Source organism: Natrinema zhouii (assembly GCF_013456555.2).
GTDB lineage: Archaea > Halobacteriota > Halobacteria > Halobacteriales > Natrialbaceae > Natrinema > Natrinema zhouii.
In genome coordinates this window covers 152,573-176,312 of the sequence record NZ_CP084883.1, presented here as the reverse complement: position 1 = coordinate 176,312, position 23,740 = coordinate 152,573, and the positions used below count along the sequence as shown (strand labels likewise).

The 23,740-nt window shown below is 58.1% G+C and carries 17 protein-coding genes and 2 pseudogenes; 4 read left to right on the top strand and 15 right to left on the bottom strand.

Translation table 11 applies throughout. From position 1 onward, the window contains the following. Positions 1 to 15: 15 nt before the first annotated feature. The 6 genes from HYG81_RS41140 to HYG81_RS41115 all read right to left on the bottom strand — a co-directional run bounded on the left by HYG81_RS41140 (position 16) and on the right by HYG81_RS41115 (position 12,729). The gene (locus HYG81_RS41140; RefSeq protein WP_226778333.1) at positions 16 to 435 is read right to left on the bottom strand and encodes a cobalamin B12-binding domain-containing protein; all 420 of its coding nucleotides are present in this window, start codon (positions 433 to 435) and stop codon (positions 16 to 18) included. 1 nt (position 436) lies between these two features. Beyond that, positions 437 to 2,137, bottom strand: coding sequence for an acyl-CoA mutase large subunit family protein (locus HYG81_RS41135; RefSeq protein ID WP_226778387.1), 1,701 nt, complete (start codon positions 2,135 to 2,137; stop codon positions 437 to 439). Between the two features lie 107 nt (positions 2,138 to 2,244). Continuing rightward, on the bottom strand, positions 2,245 to 3,642 hold the full coding sequence (locus HYG81_RS41130) for a phenylacetate--CoA ligase family protein (RefSeq protein ID WP_226778332.1): 1,398 nt from the start codon (positions 3,640 to 3,642) through the stop codon (positions 2,245 to 2,247). A 94-nt stretch (positions 3,643 to 3,736) separates the two neighbouring features. After that, on the bottom strand, positions 3,737 to 5,422 hold the full coding sequence (locus tag HYG81_RS41125; RefSeq protein ID WP_226778331.1) for a thiamine pyrophosphate-binding protein: 1,686 nt from the start codon (positions 5,420 to 5,422) through the stop codon (positions 3,737 to 3,739). Positions 5,423 to 5,543: 121 nt separating this feature from the next. After that, positions 5,544 to 6,302, bottom strand: a complete 759-nt coding sequence (locus HYG81_RS41120) for an IclR family transcriptional regulator (RefSeq protein WP_226778330.1) — start codon at positions 6,300 to 6,302, stop codon at positions 5,544 to 5,546. A gap of 973 nt (positions 6,303 to 7,275) precedes the next feature. Further along, positions 7,276 to 12,729, bottom strand: coding sequence for an AMP-binding protein (locus tag HYG81_RS41115; protein WP_226778329.1), 5,454 nt, complete (start codon positions 12,727 to 12,729; stop codon positions 7,276 to 7,278). A 377-nt stretch (positions 12,730 to 13,106) separates the two neighbouring features. On the opposite strand from HYG81_RS41115, the gene HYG81_RS41110 reads away from it, so the two are divergent. The 3 genes from HYG81_RS41110 (at position 13,107) to HYG81_RS41100 (ending at position 15,938) form a co-directional block, all read left to right on the top strand. Continuing rightward, positions 13,107 to 14,276 (top strand): thiolase C-terminal domain-containing protein, encoded by a 1,170-nt coding sequence (locus tag HYG81_RS41110; protein ID WP_226778328.1) that lies wholly within the window; start codon positions 13,107 to 13,109, stop codon positions 14,274 to 14,276. Then, positions 14,273 to 14,653, top strand: a complete 381-nt coding sequence (locus tag HYG81_RS41105) for a Zn-ribbon domain-containing OB-fold protein (protein ID WP_226778327.1) — start codon at positions 14,273 to 14,275, stop codon at positions 14,651 to 14,653. Before HYG81_RS41110 ends, HYG81_RS41105 begins: the two co-directional genes overlap by 4 nt. Before the next feature lie 391 nt (positions 14,654 to 15,044). After that, positions 15,045 to 15,938 carry an MBL fold metallo-hydrolase gene (locus HYG81_RS41100; protein WP_226778326.1) on the top strand — a complete coding sequence of 298 codons (894 nt, stop codon included), beginning with the start codon at positions 15,045 to 15,047 and terminating at the stop codon, positions 15,936 to 15,938. Positions 15,939 to 16,082: 144 nt separating this feature from the next. Here HYG81_RS41100 and HYG81_RS41095 read toward each other — a convergent pair whose 3' ends face one another. Then, positions 16,083 to 17,111 carry a zinc-binding dehydrogenase gene (locus HYG81_RS41095; protein ID WP_226778325.1) on the bottom strand — a complete coding sequence of 343 codons (1,029 nt, stop codon included), beginning with the start codon at positions 17,109 to 17,111 and terminating at the stop codon, positions 16,083 to 16,085. 127 nt (positions 17,112 to 17,238) lie between these two features. Further along, complete coding sequence (locus HYG81_RS41090) at positions 17,239 to 17,817, bottom strand: hypothetical protein (protein WP_226778324.1); 579 nt, start codon at positions 17,815 to 17,817, stop codon at positions 17,239 to 17,241. A gap of 133 nt (positions 17,818 to 17,950) precedes the next feature. Here HYG81_RS41090 and HYG81_RS41085 point away from each other — a divergent pair, with 133 nt between their 5' ends. Then, entirely contained in the window at positions 17,951 to 18,322 is a 372-nt protein-coding gene (locus HYG81_RS41085; protein ID WP_226778323.1) for a hypothetical protein, read from the top strand. Between the two features lie 106 nt (positions 18,323 to 18,428). On the opposite strand, the pseudogene HYG81_RS41080 reads toward HYG81_RS41085, so the two are convergent. The 7 genes and pseudogenes from HYG81_RS41080 to HYG81_RS41055 form a co-directional block, all read right to left on the bottom strand. Next, positions 18,429 to 19,072: pseudogene (locus HYG81_RS41080) on the bottom strand (IS6 family transposase). Next, positions 19,059 to 19,694, bottom strand: a complete 636-nt coding sequence (locus HYG81_RS41075) for an IS6 family transposase (RefSeq protein WP_226778322.1) — start codon at positions 19,692 to 19,694, stop codon at positions 19,059 to 19,061. Before HYG81_RS41075 ends, HYG81_RS41080 begins: the two are co-directional and overlap by 14 nt. 152 nt (positions 19,695 to 19,846) lie before the next feature. Continuing rightward, positions 19,847 to 20,059, bottom strand: a complete 213-nt coding sequence (locus tag HYG81_RS41070; RefSeq protein ID WP_226778321.1) for a HalOD1 output domain-containing protein — start codon at positions 20,057 to 20,059, stop codon at positions 19,847 to 19,849. Further along, the gene (locus HYG81_RS41065; protein ID WP_226778320.1) at positions 20,052 to 20,990 is read right to left on the bottom strand and encodes an ArdC-like ssDNA-binding domain-containing protein; all 939 of its coding nucleotides are present in this window, start codon (positions 20,988 to 20,990) and stop codon (positions 20,052 to 20,054) included. The genes HYG81_RS41070 and HYG81_RS41065 overlap by 8 nt, the downstream gene beginning before the upstream one ends. A 118-nt stretch (positions 20,991 to 21,108) precedes the next feature. Then, on the bottom strand, positions 21,109 to 21,417 hold the full coding sequence (locus tag HYG81_RS45615) for a transcription initiation factor IIB family protein (RefSeq protein ID WP_340674451.1): 309 nt from the start codon (positions 21,415 to 21,417) through the stop codon (positions 21,109 to 21,111). 9 nt (positions 21,418 to 21,426) lie between these two features. Next, positions 21,427 to 22,011: pseudogene (locus HYG81_RS45610) on the bottom strand (transcription initiation factor IIB); the annotation flags it as partial. 220 nt (positions 22,012 to 22,231) lie between these two features. Further along, complete coding sequence (locus HYG81_RS41055) at positions 22,232 to 23,671, bottom strand: hypothetical protein (protein WP_226778318.1); 1,440 nt, start codon at positions 23,669 to 23,671, stop codon at positions 22,232 to 22,234. Positions 23,672 to 23,740 lie beyond the last annotated feature (69 nt).

Here is a 23,740-nt window from a genome sequence, read left to right as displayed (position 1 = left end):
GAAGGGACTGGGAACTCATGTTTCTACCTCCCCTTCGACGTATTCGACGATTTCGTTGATATCGGTATCTGGTCCAAATACCTTGTCTACGCCTTCATTGAGGAGTTCCGTCTGATCATCATCAGGGATGGTGCCGCCCACGAGCATCAGAACGTCGGTCATTCCCTCCTCTTCCAGTAGATCGATAATTTTCGGAACGAGGGTATCGTGAGCGCCGCTTAGGATGCTCAAGCCCAAGACATCGACGTCTTCCTGAACGGCCGTTTGGACGATTGCTTCCGGCGACTGGCGGAGGCCAGAGTAAATGACCTCGAAGCCTGCATCCCGACAGGCGCGAGCCACTACCTTCGCACCCCTATCGTGACCGTCAAGCCCGGGTTTGCCGATCAGTACGCGAACTGTACGCTCCGTTTCGGTGGAATCTGTTGCTGCCATTTTAGAACACTCCTGGATCTTCGTACGTCCCATACTTGTCTCGTAGTACGCCCATCATCTCGCCTTCGGTAGCGTACGCCTTCGCGGCGTCAACGAGGTAGGGCATAATGTTTTCGTCGTTTTCGACGGCCTCGCGGAGGGCGTCGATACGTTCTTCGACGAGGTCGTCGTCTCGCGACTCCTTCACCCGTTTCAGCCGTTCTTTCTGGCGTTCTTCGGTCTCCGGATTCGCTTGGAAGAGCTCGATTTCCGTGTCGTCGCCGCCTTCCGTGTAGCAGTTGACACCGACTTTCTTCAGGTCGCCCTCCGCCTTGCGCTTCTCCCACTGATACGACGAATCGACGATCTCCTGCTCGAAGTAGCCGCTCTCGATCCCTCGTAGCATTCCTTCTCTCATGCTTCCCTCGCCCATCTCCTCGATATCAGCCAGGTATTCGAGGATGCGCGCTTCCATCTCGTCGGTAGCTTTCTCGATGTAGTAGCTGCCGCCCAGCGGGTCAATGGTGTCTGTGACGCCTGATTCGTGAGCGATCACCTGCTGAGTGCGCAAGGCGATACGCATCGCGTCTTCGCTCGGAATCGACAGTGCCTCGTCGTATCCGTTCGTGTGGAGAGACTGGCAGCCGCCCAGCACCGCAGCGAGCGCCTGTATAGTCGTTCGGGCGATATTGACCATAGGCTGTTTTGCGGTGAGGCTCTCGCCGGCAGTCTGAACGTGATAGCGCATGCGGCGCGCAGCGTCGGTTTTCGCGCCATATCGGTCCTCCATAAGACGTGCCCAGATACGTCTCACGGCCCGGAACTTCGCGATTTCCTCGAAGAAGTCCGTCTGGGAGACGTAGAAGAAGGACATTCGGGGAGCGAACTCGTCCGGATCTAGATTCCGCTTGATACCGGACTCAACGTAGCCCATTCCCGCTCCGATAGTGAATGCTGCCTCCTGAGCGGCGGTTCCGCCGGCTTCTCGAGTGTGGTACCCGCTGACGTTCGCCCAGTACCAGTTCGGAACCTCCTCCGTACAGTACTCGATGACGTCCTCAACGAGCTTGATGTTCGGCCGCGGCGGAAGCGCGTAGGTCTTCTGGGCGATGAACTCCTTGAAGATGGAATTCTGAATCGTCCCACGCAGCTTCTCTCGGTCGACGCCGCGCTGGTCGGCTAACGCGACGTAGAAGGCCAGGAGGATCGGCGCGGGTGAGTTGATCGTCATGCTCGTCGATACTTCGTCGAGGGGAATGTCCTCGAAGAGGTCCTCGAAATCGTCCAGCGTGTCGATCGCAACGCCGATGCGGCCGACCTCGCCCTCGGAGTGCTCGTCGTCGGAATCGTACCCCGTCAGAGTCGGGTGATCGAAGTCGGTCGACAGCCCCGTCTGCCCCTGGTCGAGGAGATACTTGTACCGTTCATTCGTCTCCTCCGCCGTCTCGAAGCCCGCGATCTGCCGATGCGTCCAGTGACGTCCCCGGTACATCGTGGGATAAGGGCCGCGGGTGAACGGCGGCTCACCCGGGAAGCCGAGGTCATCCTCGTAATCGAGGTCCTCGACGTCCTCAGGCGTGTACAGTCGCTCTCGTTCGTACCCTGACAGCGTTTCGAACGTCTCTTTTCGCTCGGGATGACCCTCGAGCCACTCCCCGAGGGTTCCTTCCTCCCAGTCGCCCTTCGCTTCGAGGAACTCCCGCAGTCGCTCTTCGTCGAACAGCGGGTCCTCGCTCATTTCGTCGGGATCGTACATCCCTTCCGGTTCGTCTGGAATCCGCGTATCGGCTTTCTCGTCTGTTTCTGAACTCATTCTGTGTTCTCCGTTCGTTAGATGTCGACGGCGAGTTCGCGTTTATCTTTCACTCGATCCGCCTTGAACTGCGTTCGGTCCAATTCACCCTGTTCGACGATGGTGACGTCCGGCGTTACGCCGACTTCCGACTTGATCTCCCGCCTGACGAGATCGTGGAACTCGCCCGGATCTGTCTCGGCGTCGTCTGCTGCCTCGACGACAATCTGGAGAGAGTCAAGCGTTCCCTCCCGTTCGACGACGATCCGGAACTCGTCACCGTAGTCATCAAGGGCGTGTAGCTGGTCTTCGATCTGTGACGGGAAGATATTCTTCCCACGGATAACTAACATGTCGTCCTCGCGTCCGTATATACCTTTTGGGAGCGTAGGGTACGTGCGACCGCACTCGCAGTCGGTCTCGTCATGGCGCTCCCACGTTGTGATGTCGCCGCTCCAATAGCGAATCATCGGTTGGGAGGTTCGCTCGAGGTGGGTGTACGTCGGGACGCCTTCCGCTCCGTACCCTAGCGACTCCTCCGTATCGGGGTCGAGGAGTTCCGTGTAGACGATATCGTTCCAGACGTGCATGCCGTTTTCCAAGTGTCGACAGCCGGAGTTCGACATCCACGGCGTCATCTCGGCCATACTCCCTTGGTCGACGACCTCGCAGCCGAACATCGTCTCGATCTGCCGACGGGTCGACGGGACGCTGGCACCCGGTTCGCCCGAGAAGAACATTACCTTGAAGTCGAAGTCTTCGGCCGGATCGTACCCTCTCTCCACTGCCGTCTCGCCCAGATAGAGGGCGTACGAGGGCGTTCCGTAGAGGGCGTCTGGTTGCAGGTCGGCGATCCACTCGACGGCCTGCTCGGTTTGTCCCTCCATCCCGGCGCCGAACGGGAACGTCGTGCATCCTAAGCGATCGACGCCAGCGAGCGCACCCCAAGAGCCGAGATACTGAATGAACGGACTCGTAATGATGACCCGATCGTCCGGGCGAAGGCCAACACTCCAGAGAATCTGTGCGTGCCACTCGCCGATTCGGTCCCAATCATCCTGACCGATTCCGAATACCTTGGGTCGACCAGTCGTTCCCGACGTCCCGTAGATACGGGTGATGGCCTCCTCGTCGATACAGAGAAAGCGACCAAATGGCGGGTGTTCCTTCTGCTCCTGTTTGATATCGTCGGAGCGCAGGATTGGTAACTGTTCGAACTCCTCGAACGACGTTATGTTGCGCGGATCGACATCGACGTCCGAGTAGAACTCGCGGTAGAACTCGCTATTATCGTACGCGTACCGAACCTGTTCGCGTATTTTCTTGATGATTTCGTCGCGGCGTTCGTCGGGGGGACGAGTCTCCTGTTCCTCGTCCCAGTACTCTGAATCCGGATCCGTATGAGAGTCCGACCCGGCGGTAGTTGGCCAACTCATCCTATCCGTGGTATCTGTTGGCAACTGTTATAAGTTTACGTGGTCGGTTCTGGTCGTCACCCGGTTATTTCAAGCGAGTTTATCTGTCGATGTTTTAGTCACCCTTTTCGTGTCGGGACTTCCGTTCCAGTTCGTCCCACGCGTCGAGCGGCTGGTAATCTGGAACGCGAGCCAGTCCGTTTGCAGCGTCCGGGCTCACGGCATCGGGGTCGACCACGACGTCGACGACGACAGGGCCGTCCGTCGCTACGGCGCGTTCGACGGCTTCATCAAGCGCGTCCGGCTCCGAGACGGAGATACCCTCAGCACCCAAGCCAGTCGCGACCTCGTCGAACGCGATGTCGGTGAGGTCGCTCCCGATTTCCCTGCCGTAGTTCTCTAATTGATCGTATCGCTCGATGTTCCACGCGGCGTTGTTCGCGACGACGACCGTAATATCCGCTCGTTCGCGCACCGCGGTTTCGATATCCGCCATATTGAATCCGAGCGAGCCGTCACCGGTAAAGCAGACGACATCCGACTCCGGTCGAGCAAGAGACGCGCCAATGGCGAACGGGAGTCCGACGCCGAGGCAGCCGAGCGGACCGGGATCGAGGTAGCCCCGCGGGTTCGCTGTCGGTATCGCTATCCGGCCGAAGGAGAGGGCGTCGCCGCCGTCGCAGACGACGATCGCATCGTCGTCGATCGCCCGTTCGATCGCACCGCAGACCCGGTAGGGGTGAATCGGTGTTTCGTCTCCGGTCTTCCGCTCGGCCATGCGCGCCGCTCGGCTCTCGTGGCCCTCTCGGAGGTCGTCGACCCACTCGCCCGTTCCGACGGCCCCTTCAAGTCGGTCCCGGAGTCCAGCGACGGCGGACGAAACGGAGCTCCGAACGGAAACGTCCGGGGTTCGATTGCGGCGCAGCGCATCCGGGTCGGTATCGACCTGTACGAAGACCGTCTCGTCGAAGACGGCCGGACTCCCGTATCCGAGCGTGAAGTCGAGTCGTTTGCCGAGGATCAGGAAGAGGTCCGCCTGACCCATCGCGTCGCCGCGTGCGCCCGGAACGCAGTAGTCGTTCGTCTCCGGGACGACGCCCTTGCTTCCGGCCGTCGTGAGAACCGGGAGCCGGGTTTCTTCGACGAATGAACGGATCTCCGCCGCTGCATCGCGGGCGCCCCGTCCGAGTATCGCGACCGGCCGGTCGGCATTCCGCACTGCGTCTGCCGCCGCGTCGAGCGTCTCTTGAGGGGCGATGATATCGTGGGGTGCCGTCGGATCCGGACGGTCACGCGTCCATTTGGTCTCGTTTCGGAGGACGTCAGTCGGGATCTCGACGAGCGCGGGGCCGCGGTTATCGAGCGCGGCACCTGCCGCCTCGACGAGGTACTCCTGAATCCGGCCAGTCTCGTAGACCGTTCGATCCGTGACGGTGATGTCCTCCGCAAGATCGCGATGGGGGATCTCCTGAAGCGCCCCTCGTTCGAACTGTGGGATCGGCGGATAGCCGGTGACGATCAGCATCGGAGTACCGGACGTATATGCGTTCGCGATTCCCGTCAGCGCGTTCGTGAAACCGGGGCCGGCGGTGACGAGCGCGACGCCAAGTTCCCCGGTCACCGCCGCCTCGGCGTGGGCGGCATGGACGGCTGCACGTTCATCGCGCGTATCGATGATCGACGCCCCCGTGTCGCCGATCTCGTCCCATATCGGCTGGATGTGACCGCCGCAGAGGCCATACACCCTGTCCGCGAATTTTGCGAGAGTCTCCGCAGCGATCGCCGCACCTGTCTCTGACATGGTGTACCATCCCATTCATGGAACCTTGTAATAAGTCTATATGTGGAGACGTACTTGCGCGGTCGGAATGCGGAACCGATTGACGCCGCTTGAATCGCCGTCACCCATATGGTCGATTACGTTACCCGCCGAGCGTGTACTGCACTTCGACGACGTTTGCGGACTGTAACAGCAGGGTAGGCAGTTCGGCTTCGAGCCGCTCGCCTTCCATTCGATTCGCCGGACCGCTGATGGTGAGCGCACCCCGGACGCGACCTTCAGGGATGATCGGGACGGAGACGGCTCGAACGCCCTCGACCCGCTCACCCTGATCCGTCGCGTACCCTCGCTCGCGGATCTCCACTAACTGTTCCCGAAGGGCGGCTCGATCCGTCACTGTCTTCTCGGTTATCTCCGGCAGTCCGTGCTCGTCAAGTATCGAATCGATTTGATTTTCTGGAAGGTGGGCGAGTATCGCCTTTCCAGGCGCGTTCGTCGCCATCGCCATGCGGAATCCCTCCGAAACGCCGAGGTCGAGCGCGTCCGCTCCCTTCGAGATGTACAGTAGCACCGTTTGCCCGTTCTCCTCTATCGCGAGGGACGCGTGCTCTCCAGTCTGCGTCGCGAGCTCGTCGACTTCCTGCTTTGCGGGGGGGAAAATGTCCATCCGCCGCCGAGCCGACTCACCCATGTCCAGCAGCCTCGTGCTCACTCGATAGGTCTTCCCCTCCTTCACCACGTACCCAAGTTTTCGCAGGCTGATGAGGTGATCGTGTACCGTACTCGTCGGTTTCTCCAGATGAGAGGCCAGCTCCGGCAACGACGCGTTACCCTCCTTGACAAGCGTTTCGAGCAGTTCGAAGGTCGTTTTCGTGGTTTTGATCGGAACGCGATCGTTCATGTTCGTAGTCATACGATCGGAGCTCATCCACTTAACTCTATCCGGTATTGTCGTTTTCTACCTCTCGTGGATCGGTTCCAAACGGGTGAATACAGCGTTGTACGAGCGCTATCGACATTATCGGACCATTCGATATGACACGGAGAATTTACGGCCGTTTCGAGCCGTTTGCGCTATCTTTATCGAGCTTCCCGGACGAGTAGCTTCCCTGCTCGTCCCAGCCGAACGCGCAGTCGGTCGGTGTCGGCTCGACCGAAACCGTACTATGTCTCCCTCTCGCGATTCGGATGACATGATATTATGATTTTACAGGAGTATGGTCGTAATCTACCACTCGAATGTCAATTCGAATGGTACGATAATATTACTTTACAGGCATAGGGTTGTAATCTATCACTCGAATGGCATGATTCCACTCACCGATACGAGTTAACGGTTAGGCGTCTTTCGCAGGCGGATCGACGATCTCGGAACGATAGAGAGGCGCCGTGGGCGAGCAGTAATGAGGAGATCCGACATGGGGACGGCCGACCAAAACGGCCTGGCTAGTCCGCGGAGAACGTATAGAGACATACCGACGTACGGTTCAGTCCTCATTCAGGAGTACGAAGATCGCTGACCCAGTAGCGGCCGACGGCCGGTTGAAGCAGCCGTTCGAGCGGACACCAGTTGGTGTCGCAGGATCCAGTCGTTCTACCGTTCTGCCGCAGATCCATCGATATAATCGATGGAGTCATATATCGCCGTCGTGTCCGCCGATTCGCTCAAGTATCATCTTGACCTATATCGATATTGTCGATATAGTCGAGCGAGTTGTGCTTCTCCGGTATCCCGCGTTCAGTTCATTCGTCCGGCCGTCCCTCTGGACGGAACTAATATCGGTCGATCCGAATCGACCTAAAGCGGACCGCCCCGCGAATTCAGATCATTGCCTCAACCGGCAGCGGGGACGCCGATCACCGCGCCCTCTAGGTCACTGTCCGTCATCGGATTCGGACCGAGCTCCATCGGTAGTACCGGCAGCAGTCCTGTGCTGCCCCCATGCCTGATAGAGCTCCTCCTTCGTTTGGAGCCCTTCGAGGGGAAGCGCGTGATTGGCGACGTAGGCTTCGGCGGTGTGCTCGTTGTCCCACATTCGCTGGTGAGCCGTCGGAAGGTTGTCCCAGTCGATAAGTTCGGGCTCGGTCAGTTCGAGTGAGCCGCCGTCGATAGCCGCGTTCATCTGTTCGACCTCGTACGCGTTGCTCAGGTGTGAACCGAGGATTTCGGTGGTCGGCATGTGGACCGTCCGCTGTCGCATCCAGACCTGCGGTGCATAGAACGAGTACCGTTCGTCGCCCATGTCTTCGCTGTAGACGATGCGACCGGTGTGCGGCCGGACTAGCATCGTCGAGACGCCGAGGCCATCGTGACCCGCCCGTTCGAACACTACGTCGGGGTTTCCTCGCGGGTTGTTTCGGTTACGGAGGTGTTGGCCGATCTCCTTACCGAGGGGTTTGAACGCGGTATCCGTGTACTCCTGGACGGTCCGTTTGAACGCCTCCGGCTCCCGTTGCGGGTGTGGCAAGTCGGGCATCGTCTCCGGCCATACGAAGTCGTCGTCCCGCCGCTCCAGTCCCTCGATGCTTAGTGATCCGACCACTGCGTCCCCATATCCGAGGCTTTCGACGAATTCTCGTTGTTCTTCCGTGTACGCGACGACGACGATCCGCGCGTCCGCGTCACGGGCCGCCTCGATCGCCAGGAGGCCGGTCTCGTCGACAATGTCGTCGGGGCCGGTGTCGGTGCCGTAGTAGACGAGGATGCCGTCGTCGGCTCGAAGGTCGACGCGATCGAACATTTCGGACGGAGTGCTCCGGCCGTCCTTGCCGAGGAAGGTCAGGTGGTATCCAGTCGACGCGCCCCAGAACGTCAGTTTCCCGCCCTCGTCGAGTAGTTGGAACGATCGGGCGAACGACTGTTCGCCGGCGTGACTGACGACGTAGTCGGCGCCGCGCCCGCCGTGTTGCTCGCGGAACGCCCGAACGAATTCCCCGCCTGCTTCCTTCCACTCATCCCACTTCGTCGGATCGGCGGGGATTGGTCCCCAGATGTCGGCGAACTGGTCGGCTTTGCGGTTTATCGCGCCGACGTCGCTTCCCAACGACTCGATCCGTTTGGCGCGCTCGTCCGTCGAGCAGAGTCCGGTGACGGCGACGCCGTTTTGTGTCGCCGACCGGGCCGATTCCCAGCCGGTGCCCGTCGCCGCACCTTCGACAAACATCGTCGTCCCGGGCTCGATCCCGAGCGTCGTGAACAGCGCCCGGTAGACGGTGCCCAGCGCGAGCACGTACGATCCTGCCTCTTCGAGCGTCGCGTCGACCGGGATCGGATGGACCTGCGGGCTCTGTGCAAGCATGAACTGCTGGTGGCTCCCGTTCGGTCCCTCGTACCCCTGAATACTGAACCCGGCGTACATTGGGTCGAGTCCCATCCGTGGCGAGAGGAGGTCGCTCTGCCCGGAGTAGATCGTCACTAGGTCGCCGATGCTGACTCGCCCTTCATCGCGGACTGCTTCGCCCATCTCTACGACGAGCGCGACGCCGCCGCTGCCGGTGATGTGGTAGTCCTGATCGTGATTCTCGAACTGGCTGACCGGGATCCCGGTGATTGCCCAGATGTCGTTGAAATTCACCTCGCTCGCCAGCACGTACAACAGGACCTCGTTCGGCCCTGGCTCCTCGACGGGATAGATCCCCTCGACTTCCGCATCTTCGGGGTCGCCGTGAGCGGGCTCGCCGGTTTCGTGGTCCGTCTCAGCGGCCCAGCCGAACTGATAGTTGGGTATTTCGTCGATGCCGGGGTAGAACGGTGCTCCAACCGGTAACAGCTCGCCCGCGTTGCAAAGCCGGTCGGCTTCCCGAAGGTCAGGCGTCTCCCGCGGTCGAGTTGGGAGCGGTTCGGGCCGTCCGTCGAGGAATTTTTCGATGCCCGTCTTCCCTCCCTCGGGGTCAACGATCGCCTCGGCGAAGTTGTCGGCCTCCGTCTCGTATCCCGCGTCGATGCCTCGCTCGAGTCCGGCTCGGATCGACGCCACCGCGCGGTCGAACGCTTTTGCGCGGCCGGCGCTCGTATTTTCACACTGACGTTGATTGCGCTCGACGGACAGTTCCTCAAGGACTGAGTCGTCAAACGTACCCGGTTCGCGCCACGACTCGACGGCGGACAGACGCTCCTTGTGCGCGTCGGCCAGTGGTCCGTCGGCCGTTCGGACGTATTCGCGCGCAAGTTCCGCAGCACGGACACGAGCGGTTTCACTAGTCGCTACTTCGTCGACGAATCCCATCTCGAACGCTTCGTGCGCCTCAACCGACCGACCGTTCGTGATCAGCGTGAGGGCGTCTCGCAGCCCTTCGCGTCCCCGTTCGTCGGCTAGCACCCTCGACAAACGCTGCGTACCGCCGTATCCGGGAATGAGATTGAGCCTGAGTTCCGGTTGCCCGAACTCCGCGTGTTTGTCGGCTACCGTATAGTGGGTCGCGAGTTGAAGCTCGTTTCCACCGCCGAGCGCGACCCCATTGACCGCGGCGACGACAGGCTTTGAGAGCGCCTCGAGCTTGCGGAACGCCTCGTGGGCCTTCTTCGACAGTGTCCGGGCGCTCACCGTCTCGTGTACCTCCTCTAGAAACTGTTCAATGTCGGCGCCGGCGACGAAGGCGCTTCCCTCGCCGGTAACCACCACCGCGCCGACGTCCTCGCGACGGTCGAGGTGACCGGCGATGGTGTTGAGTTCGTCCAGCGCTCGCTCCGTCAGAGCGTTGACCGGCGGGTTGTCCACGACGATGGTCGCGAGCTTCGCGTCCGCTCCGCGAACCGCGTTGTACTGGACGGTGAAAAACCGGTACTGCTCGAGAACGTCCTGTTCGCGCTGGAGCCGCTGGCGGCGCTGCCAGCGCTCCGCTTTCGGACGGATCTCCTCGAGGACTGCCGGATTCTTCAGCGTCGTCGTGTCGCCGATATCGTCCCCTTCGAGCATCGCTGCGAGCATCCGTCGCATATACTTCCCCGATCGGGTCTCGGGGAACCCGTCGACCTCGATGAAGTCCTCCGGGACCGCGATCGAGCCCTTCTCGTCGCGGACATGATCTGCGAGACGACGCTCGACGTCCGTCGTCAGTTCTTCGTCGGGCTTGGTCTGGACGAACGCGACCGGCGTCAGTCCCTTTTCGTGGTGCGATGCCCCGACGACCACGGCGTTCGCGACTGGGGAGTCCGGATTGAGCTGCTTGTCCTTGAGGATCGCGGCCTCGAGTTCCTCGGTCCCCATCCGATGACCGCTGACGTTGATCACCTCGTCGGACCGTCCGTGGAGGGAAAACGATCCATCCTCATACTTCTGTGCGACGTCGCCCTGGAGATAGGCCCACTCCCCGTCCTTCTGGACCCAGTAGGTGTCGACGAAGCGCTCGTCGTTCCCGGACCACTGGTCCGTCCACGTTTCGGGATCCCAGTTTTCGAGATCGCCCCAGACATACCGCATCAGATACGGATACGGCTCGGTGATCATGATCTCGCCGCGCTCGCCGTATCCGGCCGCCTCGAACTCCGCGCCGCTCTCAGTCTCTTCTTTGCGCCAGACGTCGCCGAACACCCACGGTAGCGGGTAGGTGTGCGCGTCCGGTCGCAGTTCGAACTCCTCGTTTCCGAAGAAGTGGGTCCAGACGATTCCGCCGTGTTCGGTCGCCCAGTAGGAGTTGATGTACCGCTCGCAGACCTCTTCCATGCCGAACTCCTGAACGGTCGGATTTACGGGCTCGGCACAGAACGTTGCGACCCGAAGGGAGTCCGTCGACCACGCCTGCATATCGCTGACGTTTTCCTCGTCTTCCATCACCGTTTTCAAGAACGTGACACCGGCCTTGAACACGGTGACGCCGTAGCGTTCGATGATGGATGTGAACCGTCCGGCGTCGGGGTACAGCGGCGATCCCTCGGCGACGACGCTCGTCGTACGGGTCGACAGTGAAGCGCTAATGAGATACGACTGACCGGTGATCCAGCCGGGATCCCCGACGACGAAAATGGTGTCCTCTCCCGGGACGATGTCGAACGAGATCTTCATCGTGTGAGCAATGCCAGCCGTATATCCCCCGTGAACGTGGACGACTCCTTTCGGCTTCCCGGTCGATCCGCTCGTGAAGATAACGAACAGCGGGTACTCAGCGTCGACCGGTTCCGGCGCATTCGCCGCGTGACACGCACGCACGAGATCGCGGTCCGAGAGATCGTAGAGATCACCGATTGAATCGAGCTTGAAGCCGGCCTCGCGAGCGGCCTCAAGAACGCCCTCGCGTGCTCGCGACATGAGATCCGCCGACCACGCATCCCGGTCATGCATCTGGATGTCTTGACCGGTGTGTTCAACGACGACGACGCGCTCGAGGCGGTCCCCGACGTCGACGAGCGTGCGTGCGATTTCGGTCCGTATCTCGGACGTCCGATCGGGGTCGAGGTGGGACTCCGCGGCGAGCGCGTTCCCGACACCGCGCATCGCGTCCGCGCGCTCAACGGTAATCTCCCCAGCGATGGCCTCGGAGATATGTTCGCGGATGGACGCGCCGAGATCGGCTGGAACGTCCAGTTCCGAGAGGGTCTCGTTGACGATTTCGTGGACGCGATCGACGGGGAGGTAGTCATCCAGCGCCGGATCGGCGTACTGTTCCTTGTAGGGGACAACCTCCGCGTTTCGATACCCCCCGTCGGCGGTGATGAGAACGTCCGCTCCCAGCTTGGCGATCCGATCGGAAAGGGTCTTATCGCTGAATCCCCCGAACACAGGCGTGTAAACGATACCCAACCGCTTCGCTGCCTCGGTGTAGTAAATCTGCTCCAGCAGGTTCGGCATGTTCAGTGCGATTCGGTCTCCCTTCTCAAGGCCGAGATCGCGAAGCACCTGCGCGGCGGTGACGACGTTTACCAGTAACTCCCGTCTCGTGATCGTTTCGGAGGTGACCGGCCCGCCTCGACCGTCCCCTTCGGATTGGTCCCACTGATCGCCCTCGAAATGAAACGCCGCTTCCTCGCCGTGACCGGACAGAACGTGTCGATCGACCTCGTTGAAGCAGGCGTTGGTGAGACCGCCCGAGAACCACTCGTACAGCGGCGCGTTCGAATCGTCGAATGCGATATCCCATGGTTCAAACGATTCCGTACGGTCAGGTTCGATCCGTTCGCCGTCGCGATCGAATCCTCTCCACGTTTTGGCGCCGTCCTCCCACGAGATCCATCCGTCCTCTTCCGGAATGTACCAGTGGAGTTCTTGTTTGGCGATCCCCCCGTGAAATCCACCGGGATCCTCCACGGCCCTCGCCCGGTCATTCTTCCAGTCTTCTCGCGTTCGAATCGGATTGTTCCTCACGGTCTCTCCGGCGGAATCAGATTCCTTCATTCGTATTTCCCTCTATGTGCTGCGTGCTAACCTTCGTCTCGAAACTTGTTTCCAAACCACATAAACATGATGTCTGTAAAATTTTACGTGACTCACCGTCGGGCCCCACAAGCGCGAACGCGACGAGAAGTGAACAGGAGGGACGACCCGCAGCGGGTGCGGCAGTCACGTCTTCGACGATACGCGAACCGCGAACTTCCGGCCGTCTACGACGATCCATGCGTTACCATAACGCTCAAGCGGCGTCATCGGCGGTGTCGATAGTCCTTTGCCCCGTAATCCCCGTTCCGACGTCTCGGGTCGATCATCGAGGGTCGCCACAGTGTGGCGGTCGATATGCATATAGTCATGCTCCTTCAATGAATCAATGATATCGAATGTCAAAGGCATTCATCGCCGGAACAGGTATGACAGCGTTCGGAACACATCCCGGGCGAACGGGTCGAGACATATTTGCAGAGGCCGGACTCGCCGCGATTAAGGATGCCGACCTCGAACCCGAGGAGATTGACGAAGTGTTTTACGGTAACTTCGTCGGCACGGTCTCGGAGAACCAGGGCCATCAGGGGCCCCTCGTCGCAGAGGCAGTAGGGACAACCGCTCCAGCTAAGCGCGTCGAGAGCGCGTGCGCTTCGAGTGGACTGGCAATCCGGGATGCAGTCCGAGCCGTTCGGTCCGGCGAGGCCGACGTCGTCGTGGCCGGAGGCATGGAACGGATGAGCAACATGGGAACCGCCGGTGCGACCGACGGTCTGGCCCGTGCGGCCGACGATCTCTTCGAGATTCAAGCCGGCGTCACTTTTCCGGCAGCCTACGCGCTGATGGCGCGGGCATACTTCGATACCTTCGGTGGCGACCGCAAAGATCTCGCACACATTGCTGTCAAGAACCACGACCATGCACTTGTCAACGACCACGCGCACCTCCGAGAGGAGATCACGGTCGACGATGTCCTCGACGCGCCCAAGATCGCGGCCCCGTTGGGGCTGTACGACGCCTGTCCCATTAGCGACGGGGCGGCTGCGATCGTGTTGCTGTCGCCATCGTACGCCGCCGAACACGGACTCGATACCGGCGTCGTCATCACCGGATCCGGTCACGGTGGCGACACGATGGCGCTGCAAGATCGGCGGTCGTTGGCGAAGACGCCGGCTACGCGCGAGGCCGCCAACGAGGCGTACGCTGATGCCGGAATCGATCCGACGGACATCGGTCTCGTGGAAGTTCACGACTGTTTCACGATTGCGGAGGTGCTTGCGCTCGAGGGACTCGGCGTGTACGGTTACGGCGAAGCTCTCGGCGCGGCCCAACGGGGCGAGACACAACGCGGCGGAGAGCTTCCGGTGAACCTCTCGGGCGGCCTCAAGGCGAAAGGTCATCCCGTCGGTGCGACCGGGGCGGCTCAGATCACGGCCGTCCGAACGCTACTGAACGGGACGCATCCTCGTTCCGACGCCGTGGACGATGACGTGACCGTCGGGCTCGCACATAACGCCGGCGGAACGGTCGCCAGCGCGTCCGTTCATGTGCTGGAGGTAATGACATGACGGACACTCGCGAAGACGGCTACGATGCCTTCCTCGATGCACTCGAGGCTGACGAAGGATACTACTACGAGTGTTCAAATGGCCATGGAACGCTGCCGCCCCGCCGAGCCTGTCCACATTGCGGTGATCGCGAACTAGCCACGGCGATACTTCCGTCGACGGGAGAGATAGTTACCCATACTCTCGTTACCGTTCCGACGCCCCAGTTCAAAGACGAGGCACCGTACGTTACAGCGATCGCGATGTTCGGTCCGATTAGGTTAACGGGGATCGTACGAGGAATCGATCAGGAGAACGTCGAGATCGGTCGAGAAGTGACAGTCGCGATCGAACGGGACGAAACGGCCGACGAACGAACGATCACGTTCCAACCGTAAGCATCACCATGTCAATCCGCCAGAATCACTGGCAAACGGAGTAATACCGACACGGATGAACATATCGCTCGTTTTTGTCGGCGAAGAGTTCGAGTCGGCACTGCCCTCCGAGTAGAGTCACGAATGCGACGCATTGCCGTTCGACAACGCGACACGTAAACTGGTATCACGAGGGTCAATCAACGACGCGGGTATCCACTCGCTTCCGAACGGCCCGCCGAATCTCGATAGCCGCTCAAGACACTACTACTGACACAATCTAGGTCGAAAACTCGAGTGAACGCGCCGGCGACCAAGTATCTGGAGCCATCAGAATTCCGAAATAACAGTAGTGCTGCTCGCGGCTTCAACACCCACAACAGATTTGGTACTCGACGGTACACAGATTCTCATGACCGCATTCGAGGTGGTTGATGGAGTATACGGGATTGATGTCGAAATGTTCGATTCCGGCGTCGCGTCCGTCTATCTTTTCGACGACGACGAACCGACGCTCGTCGATGCGGGCATTGCCACCACCGCGCAGAAAATTACGGATGGCATCGAGGCATGTGGACTATCACCATCGGAGCTATCGAACCTCGTCCTATCGCATATCCACGTTGACCACACCGGTGCTGCGAGCGAACTCGTCGATGCGATTCCCAACCTCGACGTATACATCCATGAATCAACCGCTCCTCATCTAGTAAACCCGAGTGGACTCATCGAAAGCAGCAAGCGAGCGATGGGTGACCACTTCGATCTGATGGGCAAACAGGGATCAGTTCCCGAAGAAAACGTCGTTGGAATCGGAAACGGAGGAACGGTGATCGATCTTGGATCGAACAGACTTGAGCTGATCTATGCGCCGGGACATTCTCCGGACCACTTCGCGGTCTGGAACCCCGAACGGAAGCTCCTGTTCGCCGCTGAGTGTCTCGGCCTCTACCTCAAAGAGGCGGACCAGTTGCTCCCGCCGGCTACCCTCCCCAATTTCGACGTCGACGAAGTCGCCGAGAACATCGAGAAACTCGAGACGCTCGACCCCGATCGGATCGTATTCCCTCACTTCGGCGAGTGGCCGTACGATTCGGACGAGGCGTTTGAAATGGCCGAAACGGAACTCCACCGGTACGATGAGTGGATTCTCGAGCGCTACCGCGATACAGAATCGCGTGACCGAACAAAAGAGGCCGTCGCGCGAGAATTGCTCGACCTTTCACCGCCGTATGACCCGGTCGTCGAATCGTTCTTCTCGACACTCCTCACGGACGGCTACCTCAAGTATCACGATATCATCTGAGCAGTCGTATTTCGTTCATATCTTGTGCTATAGCGGCGTGTTAGGTGGCCGGCTGAACGTGAATCGATTAAGAACAGTGACAAAACGCGAATGCACGTCAACGGTAGTGTTCCCAATCACACAATCGAGATGGCACCGAATTAGTTACTCTAATTCGCTGTCGGGCCGGACGACGACCTTGCCGAACCCTTCCCGGTTCTCGATGATCTCGTGGGCACGTGCGGTCTCGCTCATCGGCAACTCCTCGCGGATCGCGGGCTCGAAGGTGCCGTCCCAGACGAGTTCCATCACGTCGTCGACCTGATCGGGCGTGGCCATCGTCGAGCCGATGATCTGGAGCTGGTTCCAGAAGATGCGTGGGATGTCCGTCTCCGGGTTGCCGCCGCCGGTACCGCCGCAGGTGACGAGCCGCCCGCCCTTGGTCAGGCTCTTGAGCGAGTTTTGCCAGGTGGGCGCACCGACGTGCTCGACGACGACGTCGACGCCGCGACCGCCCGTCTCCTCGAGGACCCAGTCCGCGAAGTCCTCCTCCTCGTAGTTACAAACGTGGTCCGCACCGCGTTCCTCGGCGTACTCGAGCTTCTCCTCGGTACTCCCGGTCGCGTACACCTCCGCGCCCGCATAGTCGGCGATCTGGAGCGCGGCGTGGCCGACTCCGCCGCTGGCACCCAGCACGAGCACCGACTCGCCAGCCTCGAGGTCGGCGCGTTCGATGAGCATCCGCCAGGCGGTCTGGAAGACCAGACTGCTCGAACCGGCGACCGCCCAGTCGACGTGGTCGGGGACGGGGATCAGGTTGTCCTCGGGAATCGCGGCGTACTCGGAGTGGACGCCCGTGACGTGCTCGCCGATGATGTGGAAGCGCGGATCGAGCGTCGGATCGTCCATCCGCAGGTCGCCGACGCCGGCCGAGAGCGCGACGTGATCGCCCTCCTCGAAGCGGGTGACGTCCTCGCCGACTTCCTCGACGACACCGGCCCCGTCGCTGCCCGGAATGTGTGGCATCTCGAGGTCGATCCCCGGCATCCCCCGTCGCGTCCAGATGTCCAAGTGGTTGAGCGCGGCCGCCTTGATGTCGACCAGTACCTCGTCCCGATCGATCTCAGGATCGGGATACTCGCCGTACTCGATGACGTCCCTGTCGCCGTGTTCCGCGAATTGGACTGCCTGCATATCCGTACCAATGATAATCGTATATAAGATAGTACTGATAGAGGATCTGGTTAAAAAATCAAACAGAATAAATTCGGAGGGAAACTTCTATACCCTTCATATATTAACTCATTATTGGGTTGAAGTCTTAGTTATCAGCTAGAATCGATTCTTTTATCTCCCAATTCCCGGTATTCTCGTCTAAAGTAGCTACATAATCAAATTGCTTAGATATAGTTTCTATCTCATAGGAAGTATGTATTGTAGGATCAATGCGTGAAAACAAAATAGTAGCCATAGTTGAGAGGCGACTGATAGTATGTTGGAACTTTTTATAGGAAGTTACGAAATCATCGCTGTCCTTAAACATACTTGATGCATTATCGAAATATACGATGCGGTGGTGATCAATTGATAATGGCTGAAAACCATTTTCCAGTTCCTGTAATCCACCTATTTCATCATAATCCACTTGGTCAGAAGACAACCATTTTATTGTTAAATTTGCTGGTTCGTACTCAAGATTGTCTAACCATGTCCTTTTTCTTTCTCCGTATCCGATGGCCAATATACTTTCTTGTCGGTATGATACTGTAGTTAACAGCTTCTGACAAACATTCCTGGTATACTCATTGTTTCCAGCACCGATGAGGAGGACAGTAGCAGGTTCTTCTATCTTTGGTCGAAGCCATAAGGAGCTTTCCGGTTCTGACTTTCCCTTTGACATGGTAGCCCATATACAACGAAAACACAGTAGTATATTAAAGTATGGTGTAGAGAGAGCGTCCATTCTATTATTTCGGTTTGGAATGCACAGTACTAACATTAATCTTCTTAGGGTTTGGCACACTACTAGAAGTATGGATGATGATATGCAAATAACTGGAAGCAGAAACATGGACAAAATCAATTGTGAAAATCTTAGTGTCGTCGGAGCACTAACTGTGGATCAAAACATCCGAGTTACCTCTCTGGATATTTCGGGAAGTGCAGTAGTAGAGGGAGACGTCATTTCGCCAATCGTAACTGTTTCAGGATCACTTCGGATTTCAGGCGTATTAAAGGCTGAAAAGGTAATTGTATCAGGCTACCTTGAAGTGGATGATGAGACTTTGGTGGAAAATATTACCATCAGTGGAGAAATTAGTTTGAACCACATTAAGGCAGATGAGGTGTTCGGGTCAGATAGATTATCAATACAGAACTTAGAATCAGATCTATTTGAAATGTAGCTATATTATGAAACATATTCATGATTTAGATGACTAAATATACTGCAGGGCACTGTCTGTTTAGCACCTCCGCTGGCGTCTGTCCGTTGAGTGACTGGTGCAGTCGCTATGTGTTATAATAGAGTACGAACTGTTCAAGCCAGTTTCTCACGCTCGCCCAACTGCCCACCCACGAATTGTGAAAGCGGTCAACACGCATCTTCAGGGTATGAAACCATTTTTCGAGCAGGTTTCGCTCAACATAGTCGAGCTGACCGCTCAATCCTAATCGAGAGAGGGCAGTCAGATAACCATAGCCATCAACGAGAAACATGGTGTCGGAGAGATCGTGTTTCACGGTCAATCGATGGAGAAACGTAGCGGCTGGATCGGTGCCTCGTTGTCCGAAGACTGCGACATCGAGAATGAGCCGCGAGTCTAAGCCTATTGCGGCGTACGACCAAGACCAGTCGCCGTTAATCTTGACAGCAGTCTCATCAATGGCGACCTGTGACGGCTTCACCGTCCTCAGAACGCTTCGCGTTCTGATGGGCCGCACGAGAGCTTTGCTCTCGTGGACGTCGACGGGTCTGAGACACTATCAGCTAGCCGATGTACCCAGTGCCAGATTGCTTGATGAGTGCGTTCTACGCCAATCAGGCGAAGAATTGCTTATGTCTCTCGAAGCGAACAACCGGTCGCGTGGAGCCGGACGGCGACGCCCGTCAGGGCGTTCGCCGTCCGCTCACGGTCGTGTTTAGTTTGTAGCATTGTGGCAGACGGCGAAGGCTTGGAGCCAGGATTCGGCTGTTGATGGTCGTGCGTGGCTAAAACAGTTTGAGAACGAAGAGGTGCGTCGTTTTATCTCGCGGAAGACACGTTCAGCAGCGTTTCGATTTCCATGTTTTTCGTATCGAAATCGGAGCCCAGCTCGACGGAGTGCGGTCTGGAGATGTTTTGCTCCATCGACGAGAAACACGGCATCATCAAGATCATGTTTCTCAGTGAGTTCGTGCAGGAATCGTTCTGTCAACGCAGTCGTAGTCGTCGAGTACAGCCGTATATGGAGGACTTTGTTCGTTTCTGGATCGACAGCAGTGTACAGCCAATAGCGATGTTCGTCAAGTTGAATCACTGTCTCGTCGAGCGCAACGTGATTCGGACTCGCATCATCTGTCGGCTGTAGATCACACTTGTGAACCCAATCGTGGACTGCCTTGCGACTGCGTTCGACACCGAACTTCTCTAACTCTCGAACGGTATTCGAAAGCGAGAGGCCAGCAAGATGGAGTCGAATACCGAGCTCCATCAGCTGACGCGGTGTCCGCTCTCGCTCCACAAAACTCAAATCGATCCAGTCGCTACACCCGCTGAGGCGGTCGATTTTTGGCATGGTCACCATAAAATCGTGCCGCCTCACTTTTCACGCTTAACGAAACAGCGCCCCGCTCACGCTCCCAACATTCATCAAATTCCGCCACGTAGCATACTGAGCGATCGGTGGTGTAGAAACTATCAAAGGTTAAGGATTCCAACAGAGCCAATCTACGGATTCGTGAGAATCTGTATATCGGACCGTGTGACGAGGACACGAACCTCTCCGACCGAGAATCTAACCTCGAGATCATCGTTCGCCGAGTCCACGAGTTGCTCGAGTGCTTCGACGTCGATCACCCGTTGCAGTTGGTACTCATCACGACCGAGTCCCTCCGTTTCGAGCGCGTCGACGATTCCGAAGAGGAGGTGCCGATCACTCATCTGTGATCACCTCGTCGACGACATCGATAATCTCCGCAGCGGTCGAACTGATCCGCTCGAGTCGATCGAGGATGGCCTCCGACTCTTCGCCCTCCCATGCAGCGAGGTAGAACGCCGACCCACTCGTGTCCAGCCTAAAATACCGACCGACGATGTAGCCGACAGCTTCCGCCTCGAGTTCGCGTTTCGAGCGCTCGGTCTCGTCGTCGACATCACCGTGCAAGAGTGCGTGGGCGTACTCGTGGACGGTCGTTACGGCAAGGTCGGCACTGTTCTCTCGATCGCGAACCTCGATTAGTGGTCGCTCCGCAGGAGAGCGGTACTGACACACACCTCTGGCATTTCCGTGAGTCCATTCTGCTGGAGAAACGACCTCCACTTCCACTTCAAGCATTGAAGCTCCCTCGAGAAGCACTGGCACTAGTTCATCGGCCTCCCCGGTCGCCTCGGTCTCGAGTTCGGGCAGTGGCTCTCCCTCTGTCTGAGAAATGTCGAAGACTGGCGCTGGCCGAAAGCCAACAAGTCCTTTCGACCAATCTTCGGGTGATGTTCCGTCATATTCACAGTCACTTCGATCGTGATACGACGGTGAGTTCTCACACTTGGGACACTGCTTTGCGATGATCGGTGCCCAGATCCAGATCGCACTTTCGCCCTCTTTCACATGCCGGTCGAATTCGTTTTGCCACGTTCGATAGCCGGCGACGTGAGTCGCGTGCGGACACTGACGAGTGATTAGCAGTGTATTCCGATAGGAGTAGTCATGGAAGTGACTCTGCACGTCGAGCCACTCTTGGAACTGCTCACTCGAGACTGCGTCATCAACCTCGTCGACGAGGTCTTCGACCCAGGTTTCCATCGTGCTGTGCATCTCCTCACGTCTGGTGTCCGAATCATCGAAGGACACCTGCGAACAGTCACTCGTAGTCATCGTTCTTGACGACGGACGCTCCGTTCTGGAACGCCCCTCACCCCTTGGGGGAAGAAAAACACACTCGAGGGAGCGCTCGAGCGGCTCCGTTACAAGTGTCTCATCTGGGTTGCGACGATCAGGTTTCGGCTTCAATCTCGAGTAACTCGTCTCGCCGACTGCGGAGCGTGTTCGGTGATGTTCCTGCCACATCGGCGATCTGCTGCTGAGAGAGACAGAATCCGACTCGCTGGGCAGCGAGATAGAGACAGCCCGCTGCGACGCCACTCGGCCGGCGGCCGATCGTCATTCCGCGTTCGCGTGCCGTCTGTGCGAGCTTGAGTGCTCGTCGACACACGTGGTCCAGAACCTCGAGTTCTGTCGCAAGCCTGGGAATCCGATCTGTTGCTGTAATCGGCTGTGTCGGTAACTCGAGTTCGACGTTCATCGCGGTGTAGGCGTTGGTGAGTCTCTGCTGATCACAGCGTGCACAGGCTGCGACTTCTGCCCGTGATCGTCCGAGTCCATTACACCGAGTTGTTGCGTAGACACTAGCTGCAGCTACCGCCTCGAGCGATCGTCCGCGACAGAGCTGTTCAGACTGTGCAGTTCGGAACAGCGAACACGCCTGATCCCGGATACTCTGTGCGAGGCCGAGACTAGCGACGATTCGACGGATTTCACCGAGTCCATAGGCGAGGTTCCGTTCAGCTTTTGACTGCCACCGGGCACGGGACTGTTCGCGACGCAGCCGGTTCAATTGTCGGCGCTTCGTGCTCGAGAGAGTGTTTCCATGTCCGTCTTGCTTGTACCCGATTTCGGTAGAGAGGCCTCGATCGTGGCGTGTCGGTGTCAGCGGGGCGCCGGTCCGTCTCTTGGATCCCTGCCCGTCATGTCGACCCCAGTCTGGTCCTCGGTCTAGTTGGTTGTCTTCAAGGATCAGTCCACAGTCCTCACAAATCGTCTCGCAGTCAGTCGTTCGAACGCTGCTGCCACAGTCTGGACAGTTAGTTGTAGTCGTCTGAACGCCTTTGCCAAACATAGTCGTGTAGATGTCTCTCGTTGCCATCGATAACTCCGAAGAGGACAACTGATCAGCCCCTTCACCGCTACTGGGGCGATAAACACCACTAGTTGATTCCAGAACTCAGTAGAAGGGCCCGTGGTATCGGTGCCAAATTTCAGGCAGCTTCCCCCCAATTGACACACCACTTGAGGGTTGGGGGCTCTAACGCCGGTCTCTGGCCGGCGGGGGAGCGGCCTCAGTAGTTCGGCGGGTCGTTAGCGCGGCGACCGGGGTAGTACGTGAAGTCTCCGAGGTCGAAGAATTCTTCTTGTTCGATGCCCGGGGTTTTCCGTCCGATATAGGAGTCGATGGTCATATCGAAGAAGGCGTACTCTGCATCAAGGTCAGATTCGTCGGATTCGATGGTGAACATGTTGGACGTGTCTGCGTTACCGAGGTCGTCTACGTTGATGCCAATTGTCCAGTGACCGACTCCTTGGATTTCGGAATCGAGGAAGGCGGGCATCATGTTCCACGGGTCGTTCTGAAGGATGCAGGACATCAGGATGCTCTTTGAGGAGCAGTCTCCTGCCATGTCGTAGGCGACAACGGTAGGGGAAGGGTCGTTGCCTTGCCGGAGGTAGGGGATGGTCTGGATGAGGTCGCCAAGGGCTTCGAGGCGGCGGCGCTTATCGGTGATGCCGAGGGCGTCGATGACGCTGGCGGTTTTCTCAGCGAGTTCTTGGAAGTGGCTGATGTCAGTCGCGTAGTGAGCTTCGTACTTGATTCCGTAGCGGTACTGGTGCCGTTCACTTCCGTTCTTGTAGTCACGGGCGGGCTTGTGGTCGATGTGGGCAGAGACGCCGATGACTTCTTCCGTAGTATTGGTGCGGCTGGCAAGGAAGACGATGCGTTCATCGTCTGTGTCGATGTCGTCAACAAGTCCGGCAGGTTCTTCGACTTTGCTTCCGTTCACTCCTTTCGGGGCTTCTTTCCGAGCGATGCCAGTTTCGGTTCGCCACCGAGTGTAGTTGAAGTTCTCGCTGTTCATCCACTTGATGCCGTTGTTGTATGGGATTCCAACGAACTGGTGTATTTTGTAACTCATTTCCGAGGCATCACTCGCGTGGGTGTCGTTTCCTGTCAGGATGCAGATGCCGCCTGTACTCGTTGGGAGGTTAACCTCGGAGATGTCGAATTTGACTTCGTGGGTGTCGTAGGCGTTTTCGGGGGTGGAGAACAGGATGGCTTCGACTTTTTCCCAGTTGTTGTCTGCGTCGCGGATGCGGAGGTAGAGTTTGGTGTCTCGGCGCACGTCCGTGTTGGTGAAGGTTGCCTTTGCGGTGTCTGCATCGAGGATTTCGATACGGACTATTGAATTGTCTTCGTGTTCGATTATACCGCCGATGTCTGGTGCATCGAGAGGGAGGTCTTTGTCTGGGAGAAAGAGGAAGAGGTCTTGGTGGTCGAACTTCCCTCGCTTAGAGGTATTGAAGAGGACGGGCGGTTCTCCGGGGTATTCGTTGGTCGGCCCGTCGGGTTCGTAGTCGGGGTTTTCTCTGTCGTAGTCAGGGTCATATTTAGCGGGGTCCTCAGATTGGTTAAAGACACAGCCAGCGAGACTGGTGCTGAGACCGATTGCACCAGCACAAATAAAGTGACGACGTGAGTTTAGATTAGTGTCCATGACTATCATCTAGAACAGAATATAATAAGTACTCACATAGGTCGCTGACAAAGCTATCACACTACCTGTTCCCACGTC

What these genes read in the sequence shown, in the direction of transcription:
- HYG81_RS41140 (WP_226778333.1), bottom strand. Translation starts at nt 435, where the DNA reads ATGGCAGCAACAGATTCCACCGAAACGGAGCGTACAGTTCGCGTACTG.
- HYG81_RS41130 (WP_226778332.1), bottom strand. Translation starts at nt 3,642, where the DNA reads ATGAGTTGGCCAACTACCGCCGGGTCGGACTCTCATACGGATCCGGAT.
- HYG81_RS41125 (WP_226778331.1), bottom strand. Translation starts at nt 5,422, where the DNA reads ATGTCAGAGACAGGTGCGGCGATCGCTGCGGAGACTCTCGCAAAATTC.
- HYG81_RS41120 (WP_226778330.1), bottom strand. Translation starts at nt 6,302, where the DNA reads ATGAACGATCGCGTTCCGATCAAAACCACGAAAACGACCTTCGAACTG.
- HYG81_RS41115 (WP_226778329.1), bottom strand. Translation starts at nt 12,729, where the DNA reads ATGAAGGAATCTGATTCCGCCGGAGAGACCGTGAGGAACAATCCGATT.
- HYG81_RS41110 (WP_226778328.1), top strand. Translation starts at nt 13,107, where the DNA reads ATGTCAAAGGCATTCATCGCCGGAACAGGTATGACAGCGTTCGGAACA.
- HYG81_RS41105 (WP_226778327.1), top strand. Translation starts at nt 14,273, where the DNA reads ATGACGGACACTCGCGAAGACGGCTACGATGCCTTCCTCGATGCACTC.
- HYG81_RS41100 (WP_226778326.1), top strand. Translation starts at nt 15,045, where the DNA reads ATGACCGCATTCGAGGTGGTTGATGGAGTATACGGGATTGATGTCGAA.
- HYG81_RS41095 (WP_226778325.1), bottom strand. Translation starts at nt 17,111, where the DNA reads ATGCAGGCAGTCCAATTCGCGGAACACGGCGACAGGGACGTCATCGAG.
- HYG81_RS41090 (WP_226778324.1), bottom strand. Translation starts at nt 17,817, where the DNA reads ATGTCAAAGGGAAAGTCAGAACCGGAAAGCTCCTTATGGCTTCGACCA.
- HYG81_RS41085 (WP_226778323.1), top strand. Translation starts at nt 17,951, where the DNA reads ATGGATGATGATATGCAAATAACTGGAAGCAGAAACATGGACAAAATC.
- HYG81_RS41075 (WP_226778322.1), bottom strand. Translation starts at nt 19,694, where the DNA reads ATGCCAAAAATCGACCGCCTCAGCGGGTGTAGCGACTGGATCGATTTG.
- HYG81_RS41070 (WP_226778321.1), bottom strand. Translation starts at nt 20,059, where the DNA reads ATGAGTGATCGGCACCTCCTCTTCGGAATCGTCGACGCGCTCGAAACG.
- HYG81_RS41065 (WP_226778320.1), bottom strand. Translation starts at nt 20,990, where the DNA reads ATGACTACGAGTGACTGTTCGCAGGTGTCCTTCGATGATTCGGACACC.
- HYG81_RS45615 (WP_340674451.1), bottom strand. Translation starts at nt 21,417, where the DNA reads ATGAACGTCGAACTCGAGTTACCGACACAGCCGATTACAGCAACAGAT.
- HYG81_RS41055 (WP_226778318.1), bottom strand. Translation starts at nt 23,671, where the DNA reads ATGATAGTCATGGACACTAATCTAAACTCACGTCGTCACTTTATTTGT.